The organism is Algisphaera agarilytica, assembly GCF_014207595.1.
GTDB classification, from domain to species: Bacteria; Planctomycetota; Phycisphaerae; order Phycisphaerales; family Phycisphaeraceae; genus Algisphaera; species Algisphaera agarilytica.
Genome location: NZ_JACHGY010000001.1, coordinates 778,103 through 793,600, shown reverse-complemented (window position 1 = coordinate 793,600; position 15,498 = coordinate 778,103). Strand labels below are relative to the sequence as shown.

Below are 15,498 nucleotides of genomic sequence, written 5' to 3'. Positions count from 1 at the left end.
TGTCAGTTGGCGGGGTTCATTTGCTGGCGCAGGGTTTTGAGGGCGTGGTGGAGGTGGACGCCGACGCCCGAGACGGTGAGGCCGGTGACCTCGGCGATCTGCTTGTAGCTGAGCCCGGCCTGGAACTTGAGGCGGACGACTTCTTGCTGGGCGTCGGGCAGGTCGGCCAGTCGGCGGAGCACCGCGTCGTGGGTGTCGCGTTGCTCGGCCTGCTGGTCGGGGCCCGGGGCGGGGTGGGTCTGGGCGTCGGACACCGGGGCGGTGAGTGGGGTCATGCGTCGCTCCTTCTTGCGGACGTCGAACGCCCGGTTGCGGCAGACGGTGAAGAGCCAGGCCCGGAGTCGGCTGTGCGGGTCGCGGCCGGGGTGGGCGTTGGCTTCGCAGAGGCGCTGCCGGGTGTCATCCGGCTGGGCCCAGAACCGGGCGAAGGTGTCCTGAACCACGTCCGCGGCTCCAGGCGTTCGGCCCAGGAGGTGGTTGGCGTAACGCAACAGGTCCGCCTCGTGGGGCTGAAGCAGGTCGGGATCGGCTGCGGGGTCGGAATCGGTCATGGGCGGGGCGGCAGATTCGGAAGGGCGTTCATGGAGTTGTACAGTCATCCCGAGGCCTTCCCGCGAAAAATCTGAGGTTTTGGGTGAAATCCGAGCGAATCGACCCGCCGGGGTGACAGACGGCTGGGTGGGCGGTTTCTTAATGGTTCGTGGAGAATTTTGGGAAAACCTGTAAATTCAGGTTTGGATATGATTTGCGTGGATAGGACGGTGCCGGGCGGGGCGGTGTGGCAAATTTGGGGCCAATAACCCCTCTGGACTTAAATTTTTTCCGGGGTCCGGTTGTGGTCCCCTGTGGTTTGTCCTACAATGCTGTGTTCGCGGCGTGATCGGGACTCGAACCCTCACAACTTGACGACACTCATTCACCCTGGCTTTAGCGCGAGGAACTTGATGCTGCTAGATTCTGTGCGTGACTTCTCCAAACGTGGAGATGCTCTTCCCATCCCTAACCTGGTGCGTGTGCAGCAGGTGGCCTACGAACGATTCCTGCAAGAAGACAGCCCAATCGATGCCCGCGACGCCCATGCCGGCCTCGAGGGCTTGTTGCGTGAAGTGTTCCCGATCGTTTCGTACGACGGCAACATGCAACTCGAGTACCTGTACTACAAGCTCGACGAAGCGCGTTACACCCCCGACGAGTGCCGCGAGCTGCGCCTTACCTACGGCATGCCGTTCCGCGTCGCGGTTCGTCTCGTGCGTAAAGACGTCGCTGAGATCCCCGAAGAAGAAATCTACCTCGGCGAGATCCCCATCCTCATGGGTGGCGGCGAGTTCATCATCAACGGTGCCGAGCGCGTCATCGTGAACCAGCTGCACCGCTCGCCCGGTGTGGACTTCTCGATCGCCTCGGCCGAGGCCGACCGCCCGCTGCACTCGGCTCGGATCATCCCCGAGCGTGGCTCGTGGATCGAGCTGGAAGTCAGCAAGAAGGATGTGCTGCAGATGCGCATCGACCAGTCGACCAAGATCCCCGCGACCACGTTCCTGCGTGCGCTCAACGAGGACTTCTCGACCACCGACGCGCTGCTCAAGACCTTCTACAACGTCGAAACCATCAAGGTGAAAGACGCCAAGCCCGAGCACTACGTCGCCGCTCCGATCATCGACACCGAGACCGGCGAAGAGCTGGTGCCCCTCGGCGCCCAGATCGGCGACAACATCGAAGAAGTCCTGGGTAGCTCGCTCAAGGTGATCGAGGTCATCTCGAACGCCTCGGACATGCTGATCCTCAACACGATCGCCGACGAGAAGCAGGCCCACCTGCCCGACGGCCTCGACGTGACCGAACACGAAGCGGCGCTGCTGGCCCTCTACGCCCGCCTGCGTCCCGGCAACCCGCCGCAGGTCGACAAGGCCCGCGCCCTGTTCGAAGAGAAGTTCTACGACGAGAACCGTTACCGCCTCGGTAAGGTCGGCCGGTTCCGCATCAACCGCAAGTTCGACATGGATGTCGACGAAGGCATCATGCACATCCGTGCCGAAGACTTCCTCGAAGTCATCAAGTACATGCTGGACCTGCGGAACAACCGCAACAAGGCCCACATCGACGACATCGACCACCTGGGCAACCGCCGCCTCCGCACGCTCGACGAGCTGGCGGTGGAAGAGCTCCGCAAGGGCTTCCTGAAGCTGCGCCGCACCGTCCAGGAGCGGATGTCGGTTAAGGACCCCGACGAGCTGGCGAAGGTCGCCGACCTGATCAACTCCAAGTCGATCAGCAGCGCCATCGACCACTTCTTCGGCCGCGGCGAGCTGTCGCAGGTCGTCGACCAGACCAACCCGCTCTCGCAGCTGACCCACGAGCGTCGTCTCTCGGCGCTGGGCCCCGGCGGCCTGAACCGGAAGCGCGCGGGCTTCGAAGTCCGCGACGTCCACATCTCGCACTACGGCCGTATCTGCCCGATCGAAACGCCGGAAGGCACGAACATTGGCCTGATCGCGTCGCTGGGTCTCTACTCCCGCATCGACGAGTACGGCTTCCTGCAGACGCCGTACCGCCCCGTGAAGAACGGCAAGGTGTCGGACGACGTCACCTACCTGCGTGCCGACGAAGAAATGAAGATCACGCTCGGCCCGACCGACGCGATCGACGAAGACGGCAAGATCATCGCCGGCAACGTCCTGGCCCGTGTCGACGGCGACCTCTCGCAGGTCAACTCGAACAGCCTCGACTACATCGACATCAGCCCCAAGCAGATCGTCGGTGTCTCGGCCGCGATGATCCCGTTCCTCGAGCACGACGACGCCAACCGTGCGTTGATGGGCTCCAACATGCAACGCCAAGCGGTGCCCCTGATCATCACCGAGCCGTCCTACGTGGCGACCGGGATGGAAAAGGAAATCCCCAAGTACTCGGGCATGGTCGTCCGGGCCAAGCGGGCCGGCACCGTCACCTACGTCGACGCGATGAAGATCGTCATCGACAACGCCGACGAGTACGAACTGCGCAAGTTCGTCGGCCTCAACGAACGCACCTGCCAGAACCAGAAGCCCATCGTCCGCCTCGGCGAGAAGGTCAAGAAAGACCAGATCATCGCCGACGGTGCCGCGACTCACCAGGGTGAGCTTGCCCTGGGCAAGTCGGTCATGGTCGCGTTCAACACCTTCGACGGCTACAACTTCGAAGACGCGATCGTCATCAGCGAGCGCCTCGTGAAGGAAGACGTCTTCACCTCGATCCATATCGAGTCGTTCGACGTCGAGATCCGCGAGACCAAGCTTGGCCGCGAAGAGTTCACCCGCGACATCCCCAACGTCTCCGAGAAGATGCTGTCGATGCTCGACGAGCAGGGCATCATCCGCACCGGTGCTCGTGTGACCCCCGGCGACATCCTCGTCGGTAAGGTTTCGCCCAAGAGTAAGTCCGAGCTGACGCCCGAAGAAAAACTGCTTCACGCGATCTTCGGCCGCGCCGGTGAAGACGTGAAGAACGACTCGCTGGAAGTGCCCGCCGGCACCGAAGGCATCGTCATCGGTGCCAAGCGGTTCAGCCGCCGGATGCACCTCAACGACGACCAGAAGAAGGCCCTGCGTCGCGAGATGCGTGAGTACGAACAAGAGATGGACGAAAAGGCCGTCTCGCTGTTCCGTGAGTTTGTCGACCAAGTCAACGAAATCACCGGCACGCAGATGGTCGACCCCTCGACCCGTCAGAAGGTCGCCCAGAGCGACATCGCTGAGGTCGTGATGGAACAGATCAGCGACTTCAACCTCAAGTGGGTGAAGGGCAACAAGGACGTCAAAGAACAGGCCGAAGTGCTGTACGACCAGTTCTGGCCGCGTATCCAGGCCGTCGACAAAGAAAAGCAACGCCGCCTGGCTCACATGAAGCGTGGCGACGAGCTGCCCTCGGGCGTGCTCGAGATGGTCAAGGTCTACCTGGCCACCAAGCGTCCGCTGTCGGTCGGCGACAAGATGGCCGGCCGCCACGGCAACAAGGGCGTCATCGCCCGGATCGTGCCGATCGAAGACATGCCGTTCCTCGACGACGGCACCCCGGTCGACGTGCTGCTTAACCCGCTGGGCGTGCCCTCGCGGATGAACGTCGGCCAGATCCTCGAGACCCACCTCGGCTGGGCGTGTCAGGTCCTGGGCTTCCAGGCCGTCACCCCCGTGTTCGACGGGGCGACCGAAGACGAGATCCACGAGGTGCTCGAAGAGGCCAACGCCTACATCGACCAGCGCATGGAAGAAACCAAGGGCGCCCACGGCGACCGCGAGCTGCTAGCCAAGATGCCCAAGGGCGCGAAGATCCAGCTGTACGACGGCCGCACCGGCGAGCCGTTCGACGAGAAGACCACCGTCGGCTTCATGACCATCATCAAGCTGCACCACCTCGTCGACGACAAGATCCACGCCCGCGCCACCGGCCCCTACTCGCTTATCACCCAGCAGCCGCTGGGCGGCAAGGCCCGCACCGGCGGCCAACGCTTCGGCGAGATGGAAGTCTGGGCCCTCGAGGCCTACGGCGCCGCGTACGTCCTGCAGGAACTGTTGACCGTGAAGTCCGACGACGTCGAAGGGCGTACCAAGATCTACGAGTCGATGGTCAAGGGCACCAACACCCTCGAGGCCGGCATGCCCGTGGCCTTCGACGTGTTGTGCAACGAAGTCAAGGGCCTGGGCCTGAACATCACGATCGAAAAAGCCGAGTACGAAGGCGGCTCGATCCTGTAAGCGATGTGCCCTCCCGGCCCGCACGCTCAAGCGTGCAGGCCAAAGCCTCTTGTTCCTACCCCCACTGACTTATTCACGCTCACCCCAAACGAAGCGTTACCCCCATGGCTGAACAGCAATACGACCGCGTCAACGACTACTCCTCGGTCAAGATCAACCTCGCCTCGCCCAGCGACATCCGCTCCTGGTCCTTCGGCGAAGTCAAGAAGCCCGAGACCATCAACTACCGCACCTACCGCCCCGAAAAGGACGGCCTGTTCTGCGAACGCATCTTCGGCCCCGAACGCGACTACGAGTGCGCCTGCGGCAAGTACAAAGGCACCAAGTTCAAGGGCATCATCTGCGACCGCTGCGGCGTTAAGGTCACCCACTCCCGCGTGCGTCGTAAGCGCATGGGCCACATCAACCTGGCCGCACCCATCATCCACATCTGGTTCTTCAAAGCGATCCCCTCGCACCTCGGCAACCTGCTGGGTATGAAGACCAGCGACCTCGAGAAGGTCATCTACTTCCAGGACTACGTCGTCACCGACCCCGGCGACACGCCGCTGAAGGAACGCCAAGTCCTCACCGAGGACGAGTACCGCCAGGCCATCGCCGAGTACGGCAGCGGCTTTGTCGCCATGATGGGTGCCGAGGCGGGCAAGGAACTGCTCGAAACCATCGACCTCAACGCCCTGCAGGCCGAGCTTCGTGCCGATCTCAAGGCCACCAAGTCGAAGCAGAAGACCAAGGACCTGTCCAAGCGTCTGAAGATCGTCGAGCAGATCCGCGGCAGCGACAACGACCCGACCTGGATGGTCATGGACGTGGTGCCCGTGATTCCTCCCGACCTGCGTCCGCTGGTCCTGCTGGAGTCGGGCAACTTCGCCACCTCCGACCTCAACGACCTGTACCGCCGGATCATCAACCGCAACAACCGCCTCAAGAAGCTGATGGACCTCAACGCTCCTGAGGTCATCATCCGTAACGAGAAGCGGATGCTGCAGCAGTCGGTCGATGCGCTGTTCGACAACGGCCGCTGCCGCCGTCCGGTGCTCGGCTCGTCCAACCGTCCGCTCAAGTCGCTCACCGACATGATCAAGGGCAAGCAGGGCCGCTTCCGCGAAAACCTGCTCGGCAAGCGCGTCGACTACTCGGCCCGTTCGGTCATCGTCGTCGGCCCCGAGCTGAAGCTGCACCAGTGCGGCCTGCCCAAGAAGATCGCCCTGGAGCTCTTCCAGCCGTTCATCATCCGCAAGCTCAAAGAGCACGGCCTGGTCGACACCATCAAGTCCGCCAAGAAGATGCTCGAGCGTCGTGACCCCGAAGTCTGGGACATCCTCGAAGAAGTCATCTACCAGCACCCGGTCATGCTCAATCGCGCCCCCACGCTCCACCGCATGGGTATCCAGGCGTTCGAGCCCGTGCTCGTCGAAGGCAACGCGATCAAGATCCACCCGCTGGTCTGCGGCGGCTTCAACGCCGACTTCGACGGCGACCAGATGGCGGTCCACCTGCCCCTGTCGGTCGAGGCCCAGGCCGAGACCAGCGTGCTGATGCTGTCGCCGCACAACATCTTCTCGCCCGCCAACGGCGACCCGATCATCTCGCCGTCGCAGGACATCCTGCTCGGTGTGTACTACACCACCATGCTCCGCGGTGAGCCCGGCCCCGAGGTCGCCAAGGAACTGGTCACCCGCTCCGGCGAGCTGTCCGACGACATGGTCGCCGAGATGCGCAAGTACAAGGAGTTCAAGGACCCGACCGAGGCCATCCTCGCCTACGACCTCAAGAAGATCGGCATCCACGAACCCATCGTCGTCAAGCCCGACCCCGAAAAGTATCACGGCATCGTCACCAAGGAACGCGGCGACGTCGGCCCGCTGCCCGAGACCGGCCGGATCATCACGTCCGTCGGCCGCCTGCTGTTCAACGACATCCTCGAACCCGGCATGCCGTTCTACAACTGCGCCCTGGGTAAGAAGGGCTGCTCGCGCGTCATCGACGACACCTACCAATACCTGGGACGTCCCGCGACGATCACCCTGCTGGACAACATGAAGCAGGTCGGCTTCAAGCGCTCGACCACTTCGGGTCTGTCGTTCGGCATCACCGACCTGCGTATCCCCGCCAAGAAGCACGACCTCATCGCCGCGACCCAGAAGAAGGTCGACCGCGTCGAGAAGGCGTTCGACGCCGGTGCCATCACCGACCGCGAACGCTACAACCAGCTGCTCGACCTCTGGACGCACTGCCGTGAAGAAGTCACCAAGGAGCTGCTCAAGGAGCTGCGTTCGGACCGCCGCGACGCGGACGGCAACGAAGTCGCCAGCGACTCGACCGACGGCGAACTCTACATCAACCCCGTGCACATCATGTCCGCCGAAGCGTCGGGCGCCCGGGGTAACCAGTCGCAGATCCAGCAGCTCGCCGGTATGCGTGGCCTGATGCAGAAGCCGTCGGGCGAGATCATCGAGACGCCCATTAAGGCCAACGCCCGTGAAGGCATGCGGGTCCTCGAATACTTCTCGTCGACCCACGGTGCCCGTAAGGGTCTGGCCGATACCGCGCTCAAGACCGCCGACTCGGGTTACCTCACCCGTAAGCTCTGCGACGTCGCTCAGAACCAGTTCATCGCCGAGTACGACTGCGGCAGCAAGCGTGGTATCACCAAGCGTGCGATCTACAAGGGCGAAGAAGTCGACGTGCCGCTGCGTGACCGCATCTTCGGCCGTGTGGCCCGCGAGACCATCGCCAACCCCATCACCGATGAGATCATCGTTAAAGAAAACGAACTCATCACGATGGAAGCCGCCCGCAAGATCGAGGACCTGGGCATCGACACCGTCGTCGTCCGCTCCCCGCTCACCACCGAGTCGCGCACCGGCATCTCCGTGCTCGACTACGGCATGGACCTGTCCACCGGCAAGCTCGTCGAGCCCGGCCTGGCCGTCGGCATCATCGGCGCCCAGTCGATCGGTGAGCCCGGCACCCAGCTGACCATGCGGACGTTCCACACCGGCGGCGTCGCCACCACCTCGCTGGTCGACACCTCGCACCGCGCCGCCAACGGCGGTGTCGTCGAGATCCGCGACTGTAACGAAGTCCCCGTCCAGGACGAAGAGGGCAACGACGTGCTCGTCGCCCTGAAGCGTAACGGCGAAGTCGCCATCCTCGACGACAAGGGCCGTGAACTCGAGAAGTACAAGGTGCCTTACGGTGCCTACATCCAGGCCGAGCCCGGCCAAAAGGTCAAGAAGGGCAGCGTCCTGGTGACCTGGGACCCGCACCGCTCGGCCATCCTCGCCGAGAAGGCCGGGGTCATCCGCTTCGAAGACATCGTGGTCGGCCAGACCGTCCGCGTCGAGAAGGCTCAAGGCAACGCCGGCGAGCAGCTCGAAGTCATCGAGCACAAGGGCGAGATGCACCCCCGCATCGTCATCGACGACGAGTCGGGCAACATCCTCGACTTCCACTACCTGCCCGCCAAGGCACGCATCGACGTCAAGGAAGGCGACAAGATCGAAGCCGGTCACATGCTCGCCCGTCAGCCCCGCGCCGCGACCAGCTCGGCCGACATCGTCGGCGGTCTGCCTCGGGTTACGGAGATCTTCGAAGCGCGTAAGCCCAAGGACGCCGCCGTCATGGCCGAGATCTCCGGCCAGGTCGAGCTCCGCAGCGACAAGCGCAAGGGCAAGATGACCGTCATCGTCCGGTCCGACTCGGGCCTCGAAGTCGATCACCACGTCCCGCAGGACCGTCACCTGCTCGTCCACTCCGGCGACCACGTCGAAGCCGGCGATCCGATCATCGACGGCCCGCTCGTCCCGCAGGACATCCTCCGCATCAAAGGCGAAGAGGCCCTCTACAACTACCTGTTGGAAGAGGTCCAAAACGTCTACCGTGCTCAGGGCGTGCCGATCAACGACAAGCACATCGAAGTCATCGTCGCCCAGATGCTCCGCAAGACCCGCGTGGACAACCCCGGCGACACCGACCTGTTGCCCAACGAAGTCGTCGACAAGTTCCGCTTCCGCGAAGCGAACGAGAAGATCGCCGGCTGCGGCCGCGTGAAAGACCCGGGCGATTCGTCGCTGGTCGTCGGCAGCATCGTCACCAAGGCCGAGCTCAAGGAAGTCAACGCCAAGCTCGAAGCCGACGGCAAGGCCACCGCGTCCGCCAGCAAGTGCCGTCCCGCCACGGGTACCGTGCTGCTCCTGGGCATCACCAAGGCCGCGCTGCAGTCCGAGTCGTTCCTCTCCGGTGCGTCGTTCCAGGAAACCACCAAGGTGCTCACCGAAGCGGCCTTGGCCGGCAAGTCCGACGACCTGGTGGGCCTCAAGGAAAACGTGCTGCTGGGTCACCTGATCCCGGTCGGCACCGGCTTCCGCGAGTACCAGAACATGGAAGTCGTCAAGCTCGCCGAGCCCCCGGCTCAAGAAGCCCTGTCGGTGGAAGAAGAGATCGAGCAAGCCGCTCTGATCGCCGAAGCCGCCGGTGCCGAGAGCCCCGACACCATCACCAGCACCGTCGGCGACAGCCGCCTCGTCGCCGAACTCCTCGGCGAAGACCCGACCGGCAAGAGCTAAGACGTTCCGCTCTGCGGCCTACGGTCGGCGTGATGTTTAAATCTAACTCCCCTCAACCCCGCCCCCTGGCGGGGTTTTTCTTGCGCTGAGTTGAGAGTTTCAGGATGGCCATGCGGGCTAAAGCCCGCACGCTATAGGGAAGTGGGCTCATATTTCGGCGTGCGTGCTTCAGCACGCATGGGTTGCAGTATGATGAAACCATGCGTCCAACCAAACGCAATTCCGGGTCAACCAAGCGCACCTTTCGAGGCAAACACCGCTTCGAACACTGGCTCCGCGACAATCAGGTGTATTTCATCACCGCTCGGGTACGCGGCAAGTTCCCCGCGTTCAATACCGAAGAAGCGAAATCCGTGTTCTGGGACGCGTTTGAGCACTACACCGTAGCGCACGGATTTGTGCCTTGGGTGACATCGTTGTTGGGCAATCACTACCACACGCTGGGATATCTGAAATTGGGGACGGAGTTGCCGAGGATGATGCGCGGGATCCATGGACGCACAGCCAAGCGAGTAAACGACTTGCTTGTTGCGGAAGGTTTGGATCGGATCAAACCCTTCTGGATCGATAGCGGCAGGCAGAACTACTTCGATGGCTGTATCCGTGACGATTTGCAAGCCCGTCGGGCCTATCGCTACACGTTGATCCAATCCGAGCGGCATGGGGTGTGTGACGATTGGCGTACCTATGATCACACGCGTGTGGGATTGGATATCGATCGGGCGGTGAAGCGTGCGCTGGAGCTGGGCGCATTCATGGAGGGGGTGAGATACAAGCGTTATGAGGGGAGGCATGCGGACTGAAGTCCGCACGCCTAGGGAAACAATTGTTTCCTCTTGAGTCACAGAAACAACATCACCGCCGCGACGAGCCACATGATCGCCGCGACCAGCAGCTTGCCTGCGGCGCCGCCGAGTTTGCCGACGGCGGCGCCTTTGAAACCTTGGGCCGTTTCGGACCACGAACGGCCGGCCCACTTGTCGCCGGCCGAAGCGCCTAGGCCCGCGCCGACGGCGGCGCCGATCAGGGTGCCGACGATCGGGATGGGGATAAGAAACGAGCCGGCGATCGCGCCGACCAGGGCGGTGACGATCGAGATCGCTGCCCCCCGTTTCGATCCGCCCACCGCTTTCGAGCCCACCGCGCTCGCGGCGAACTCGATCAGCTCGCCGATGAGGGCCAGAACGAGCAGGCTCGCCAGCGTCCACCAGCCGTAGGTGAAATACTCGGCGTCCCAGCGCCACCACGCGAACGCCGCGGTCGCCCCGATCATCAGCCACGTCCCCGGCAACTGGATGGCGGTCAGCACCACACCCGTCGCGTTGATCAGCAGCAGCGCCACGATGGCGAAGATAAGCAGGGTGATTTCGAGCATCGCGATCATCATAGAACAGCGGCGGGTCGCGGGGGTGCAAGCCACCGCCGAACGCCTTGCAGGGGTAGACGTGGGTTAGGCCCATGGATTTCAGTCCACCCCGGAGCAATCTCGCATTCACCGTCTTATGCCGCGGCGGCGTGTTGCGCCGCCCGGGCCAATGCATCCAGCTCGCCCACGACGATCAGCACATCGTCCACCTGTAACACCTCGTCCGGGTTCGGGCGGACCCGCGTAGGTTGGTCGGTTCGCTTGTGGGCGACGAATACGAGCTGTGGTTCGCGTTCACCGAGCTCGCGGATCGTGAGTCCCACCAGCGGCGAGTTATCGCGCAGGTGCAGCTCCGAGAGCTGGTAGTCGTCTTCGCCGGTGTGGGCGAGGAAGTCGGTCATGTGCGGGCGGACCAGGAGGTTGGCGATCGTGTGCCCGCCGTTGGTCTCGGGGGCCACGACGCGGTCGGCCCCGGCTCGGCGGAACTTCGCCTCGGTGTCCGGGTCGTCGGATCGACACACGATGAGCGCATCGGGGTTGTGCTCCCGTGCGGTCAGCGTAATCACCAGGTTCTGGTTGTCTGCGGGGGCGGCCGCGACCAGGCCTTTGCAGCGTTCGATGCCCGCCATGAGTAGCGTCTCGTCGTTGGTGGCGTTGCCCTCGATCGCCAGGTGTCCGTGTGACCGGGCCCACTCGCAGCGCTCTTCGTCTTTGTCGACGACGACCAGCGGGATGCCCGATTCCTCGAAGCGTTCGCACACCGCGCGTCCGACTCGGCCGGCGCCGCAGACGATGTAGTGGTCCGACATGTTTTCGATGGTCTTGAGCATCTTGCGTCTCCAGGCGGCGCGGCTGCTGACCGCGAGCTGCACAACTTGTCCAAAGGCGTAGGTGGTCACCGCGATCCCGGTCAGCAGGAGCACGAGTGCGAAGATTTCGCCCTTCATGTCCAGCCCGTAGTCGCCGTAGCCAACGGTGGTGATGGTGATGAGCGTGAAGAAGAACGCGTCCCACGGCGTCCACTGCTCTTCGAGCAGCGTGAACCCGCCCGTGCCGACCATCAGCACGATCATCAGCGCGAGCACCGCGTGGGCGACGTTCCGCCGTTGGCGTCGGTGCTCGGCGAGCTCGGTGAACAGGTTGGAGGACGTGCGTGACATGGTGGTGGGGGGTTAAGTCGGGCTTCCACCAACGAATATCGGGGAGTTCAGTCTTTTGGATTGGTTGGCCAAAAACGGCTGAATGGTATGAATGGTTTAGAGCCATCCTCGGACGCGACGTCGGGTTATGGGAACCGTTTGCCGTGCTTCGACACAAAGCCCCGTGACCGGGACGAATTATTCGGACTCCCTATGAAGTCCCGACAAGCGCTGTAGGTCAGGTCTTCGACCTGACACGGTTCATATGTGCACTATCACTCGCGTCAGGTCGAAGACCTGACCTACAACCCGACCAGCGTAGCGAAGCCACGCGGCTGCTTCGCATCCCGCGCTCGGCGCGCAACCCAAGCCTCCAAGCCCCCAACACCCAAGCCCCTAATTTCCAAAGAGCGAACGCCCGGCTCAACCCCGCCACACGCATCGGCCCGTGTCGCGAAGTTCACTTCAAGCCAACGTCCTCGACCCGCGTGCTGGGAGCGGCTGCGCGATTACGCCACGGTCCATCGTGTCTGTTGTCGGCAAGGTGACTCACCGACGAACGCCGAAACCCCCACGCTTGAAAACGCGAGCCCGGCCCTCCCCACGCATCTCACGGAACGGTCCTTGCCTGAAACCGTCCCGCCGCCGCGGGGTGCCGAAAAAAACCTCCCTCTATGTAGGGATGGCGTGCCACATCTGTGCGCGCGATCGTGGCAGATGATTTTGCAAGCCGTTGGGATGACGGTAGATAACTCGAAAAATAAAATAATCGCACGAACTCTCCCGTGCGTATCTATGTGCGCACCAGCAGTTCGTTTCGATCCGAATTTGCTAACGTCACAACGGCGTGTAAGGCGAGTCGCTGATGGCGGGCTCGGTGCCTTGCTCGACGCGGGTTTCGAAACTGCGGAGCAGGCCGGACCAGGATTCGCCGACGTCGATCTTGACCGGCGGGGCGGTGGGTAAGTGGGTGGCTTGCTCGAAATAGCGCAGCCCCTTGCGGACACGGGTGGTGAGTTTGGTGAAGGGCTGGGGGAGGATGGTGTCTTCGTCTATGGCGAGTTCGAGCCACGGCGTGCCGGGGTCGGGGCTGACCATGACGACGGACCAGCGCCAGCCGTGGTCGTAGGTTCGGCCGTGTTCACCCCGGGTGATGATGCGTTGCACGACGACGGCGAGGCCGACGTAGTGCCGGGTGTCGAACGTTCGAGAGGGCAAGACCTGGCCGCGGCGCTTGACGCGCAGGGTGTGGCCGTCGGCATCGAGGTCGAGGGCGATGCGTTCGCGGCGGGCGATGAACGGCACGGCGACGGCCAGCAGAGTGAGCCCGCTCACAGCGAACCAGTAGAGCGTGTCGCCGACGGGGCCGAGGGTGGGGCGGGCGTTCTCGGCTCGGGTTCGTTGTTGTTCAACCTCACGTCCGAGACACTCGGCGGTCGCTCGGGCTTGCTGGGCGACTTGGCTGCCGACGGAGCCGGGCTCGTTGGCGGTGGCCCCGGTGGCGACACGTTTCGCGTGACGCTGGGCTTGTTCGAGTTGTTGCTCCATCTGCGCCAGCTTGCGGTGCTCGCTACTCACGGTGCGGCAGCCCGGTGGAAAACCGAAGGCGAGCACGATGATGCCGACGAAGACCATGAGGATCGCTGAGCCCTTGAGCGAACGCGTCACGGTTTTGGTCGAGGGCCACAACGCCAATTGCCCCGACAACGAATCGTCGAACTCCCAATCCACGCAGTGGCATCGGTAGGGCTTGTGCATGCACCCATTTAACCCTTTTTGGAGTGTGGGGCAATGGAGATGCTGAAGAGGACGCGGATGGGCAAGCCCCGCGGTTCACATCACTGTGGTGGCAGGTTGCCTTGCCAGCCGCGACGGAACTGCTGAATCAGGTCGACGACCAGGCCGGGTTGTTCGGCGGCGACGTTGACGGTTTCTTCCGGGTCGGCCGTGTGGTCGTAGAGCTCGACAAACAGCGGCTCCGCGTCGGGGTTGGCCTGGTCGATCCAAATGATGAGTCGGTGCTGGGCGGTACGCATCGAGTAGCCCATCAGGCGGTTTTCGAACAGGTCGCGGTCCCACCGGTCGGGGAACTGCTGCTTGATGCGTGCTTCGACGTCTTCGATGAGCGGGCCGAAGAAGGTCTCACGCATCGCGGGGCGGAGCGGGAAGGCGCCCCATTCGCGTAGGGCGGGATTAGGGAACTGGCTGAACGCGGCGGTCTTCCAAGGTGTGTCTGGCGAATGAACCAGCGGTGCGAAGCTGTGACCTTCGACATCGGTGGGCGAGTCGAGTCCGGCGAGTTCGCAGAGCGTGGGGTACATGTCGATGAGCTCGACCAGCGCATCGGTCGATCGGCCGCGGGTCGACGCGGGCATGTCGGGCGTCCAGATGATCATGGGCACGCGGGTGGCGAGTTCGTAGTTCGTGGCCTTGCCCCAGACGCCTTTCTCGCCGAGGTGGAAACCGTGGTCGCTCCAGAGAATGATGATCGTGTTGTCGCGGACGCCTTCTTCTTCGAGGGCCGCGATCATCCGCCCGACCTGCGCATCGATGTAGCTGGTGCAGGCGAGGTAGGCGTGTTTCAGCGTGCGGGCCAACTCGGGGTCGAAGCCGCCGCTCTTGGGGATGCCTTGGCGGACGCGCAGCTCGAACGAGGCGTGCAGGCCCATCGCCGCGCCGTTCTCGGGGGCGGTGGTTTGCGTGGCGAGGGTGATGTCGTCGGGGTTGTAGAGGTCCCAGTAGCGTTTCGGTGCAATCCAGTTGAGGTGGGGTTTGTAGAGTCCCAGCCCCAGGAAGAACGGCTTGTCACCCTCGGCGACGAGCTGGCGCATCGTGGCGATGGCCAGGTCGGTGCTGTGGCCGTCGATGTAGCGGTTGTCGGGGACGTCGGCGGCTTCGTAGGCCGGGCCCATCGCCAGGCCGTACTTCGCGACCTCGCCGTACTTGGCGAACATCTCCTGACGCGACTGATGGGTATTCTCGCGGTTTTCCGTGAGGGCGAAGCCGTAGCGGCTGCGGGCGAACTCGGCGTCTTCTTCGGTAACTTGGGGCTGGCGGTTCCATGAAGCGGGGTCACGGTCGCCGGGATGGAAGATCTTGCCGAAGGCGACGGTGTCGTAGCCGCGGTTGCCGAAGTATTGGGGGAGGGTGACGACGTCGGGGGCCTGCTCGCGGATCTTGACGTAGTTGTGGGTGATGCCGATGGTGTCGGGGCGGAGCCCGGTGAGCAGGCTGGCGCGGGAGGGGCCACAGATGGCTTGCTGGCAGTAGGCGTTGTTGAAGCGAAGTCCTTGCTGGGCGAGGGCGTCCATGTGCGGGGTGACGGCGATGTCCGAGCCGTAGCAGCCAAGCTCGGTGCGTAGGTCGTCGATGGAGATGAACAGGATGTTGGGCTTGCCGGTCGGCTGGGCCTGGGGAGAAGGAGCAAGCAGCAGTGCGGCGAGCAGAGCGAAGAATGTGCGCATGGGTGATCCGATCAGCGGAGTAGCCGAGCCGTTCACTATATTGGGGGTGGCGCTTGAACTCGCTGGCGATGTGGGAAGATAGTTGGCTTATTCTCGACTCGGGGGATAACGGTGTGGTTAGGTGTACACCAGGGCGGGCTGAGGCGGTACCAGACGCTTCGCGTGGCTCAGCGTCGGCGTGAGGGAGGGGAGCGTATGCAGCGCAAGAAAAACACCCCAATCGTTAGG

Annotated in this window: 8 protein-coding genes; 3 read left to right on the top strand and 5 right to left on the bottom strand. The window is 63.3% G+C overall.

Annotation, left to right across the window (positions count from 1 at the left end):
- Positions 1-2 precede the first annotated feature (2 nt).
- Positions 3-599: an RNA polymerase sigma factor gene (locus HNQ40_RS03395; protein ID WP_221435356.1), complete on the bottom strand. Its 597-nt coding sequence runs from the start codon at positions 597-599 to the stop codon at positions 3-5.
- Between the two features lie 345 nt (positions 600-944).
- On the opposite strand from HNQ40_RS03395, the gene rpoB reads away from it, so the two are divergent.
- From rpoB to HNQ40_RS03380, 3 genes are all read left to right on the top strand, one after another.
- The gene (gene rpoB, locus HNQ40_RS03390) at positions 945-4,730 is read left to right on the top strand and encodes a DNA-directed RNA polymerase subunit beta (RefSeq protein WP_184676394.1); all 3,786 of its coding nucleotides are present in this window, start codon (positions 945-947) and stop codon (positions 4,728-4,730) included.
- Positions 4,731-4,834: 104 nt separating this feature from the next.
- On the top strand, positions 4,835-9,301 hold the full coding sequence (rpoC, locus tag HNQ40_RS03385; protein WP_184676392.1) for a DNA-directed RNA polymerase subunit beta': 4,467 nt from the start codon (positions 4,835-4,837) through the stop codon (positions 9,299-9,301).
- Between the two features lie 200 nt (positions 9,302-9,501).
- Positions 9,502-10,104: a hypothetical protein gene (locus HNQ40_RS03380; RefSeq protein ID WP_184676390.1), complete on the top strand. Its 603-nt coding sequence runs from the start codon at positions 9,502-9,504 to the stop codon at positions 10,102-10,104.
- Positions 10,105-10,142: 38 nt separating this feature from the next.
- Here HNQ40_RS03380 and HNQ40_RS03375 read toward each other — a convergent pair whose 3' ends face one another.
- The 4 genes from HNQ40_RS03375 to HNQ40_RS03360 all read right to left on the bottom strand — a co-directional run bounded on the left by HNQ40_RS03375 (position 10,143) and on the right by HNQ40_RS03360 (position 15,270).
- Positions 10,143-10,676 carry a DUF456 domain-containing protein gene (locus tag HNQ40_RS03375; RefSeq protein WP_184676388.1) on the bottom strand — a complete coding sequence of 178 codons (534 nt, stop codon included), beginning with the start codon at positions 10,674-10,676 and terminating at the stop codon, positions 10,143-10,145.
- Positions 10,677-10,801: 125 nt separating this feature from the next.
- Positions 10,802-11,827 (bottom strand): potassium channel family protein, encoded by a 1,026-nt coding sequence (locus HNQ40_RS03370; protein WP_184676386.1) that lies wholly within the window; start codon positions 11,825-11,827, stop codon positions 10,802-10,804.
- A gap of 816 nt (positions 11,828-12,643) precedes the next feature.
- Complete coding sequence (locus tag HNQ40_RS03365) at positions 12,644-13,564, bottom strand: hypothetical protein (protein WP_184676384.1); 921 nt, start codon at positions 13,562-13,564, stop codon at positions 12,644-12,646.
- Positions 13,565-13,644: 80 nt separating this feature from the next.
- The gene (locus tag HNQ40_RS03360; RefSeq protein WP_184676382.1) at positions 13,645-15,270 is read right to left on the bottom strand and encodes a sulfatase; all 1,626 of its coding nucleotides are present in this window, start codon (positions 15,268-15,270) and stop codon (positions 13,645-13,647) included.
- Positions 15,271-15,498: the final 228 nt, after the last annotated feature.

Bases quoted from the DNA above. Each gene is read 5' to 3' on its own strand.
- HNQ40_RS03395 (WP_221435356.1), bottom strand. From the start codon at position 599: ATGACTGTACAACTCCATGAACGCCCTTCCGAATCTGCCGCCCCGCCC.
- rpoB (WP_184676394.1), top strand. From the start codon at position 945: ATGCTGCTAGATTCTGTGCGTGACTTCTCCAAACGTGGAGATGCTCTT.
- rpoC (WP_184676392.1), top strand. From the start codon at position 4,835: ATGGCTGAACAGCAATACGACCGCGTCAACGACTACTCCTCGGTCAAG.
- HNQ40_RS03380 (WP_184676390.1), top strand. From the start codon at position 9,502: ATGCGTCCAACCAAACGCAATTCCGGGTCAACCAAGCGCACCTTTCGA.
- HNQ40_RS03375 (WP_184676388.1), bottom strand. From the start codon at position 10,676: ATGCTCGAAATCACCCTGCTTATCTTCGCCATCGTGGCGCTGCTGCTG.
- HNQ40_RS03370 (WP_184676386.1), bottom strand. From the start codon at position 11,827: ATGTCACGCACGTCCTCCAACCTGTTCACCGAGCTCGCCGAGCACCGA.
- HNQ40_RS03365 (WP_184676384.1), bottom strand. From the start codon at position 13,564: ATGCACAAGCCCTACCGATGCCACTGCGTGGATTGGGAGTTCGACGAT.
- HNQ40_RS03360 (WP_184676382.1), bottom strand. From the start codon at position 15,270: ATGCGCACATTCTTCGCTCTGCTCGCCGCACTGCTGCTTGCTCCTTCT.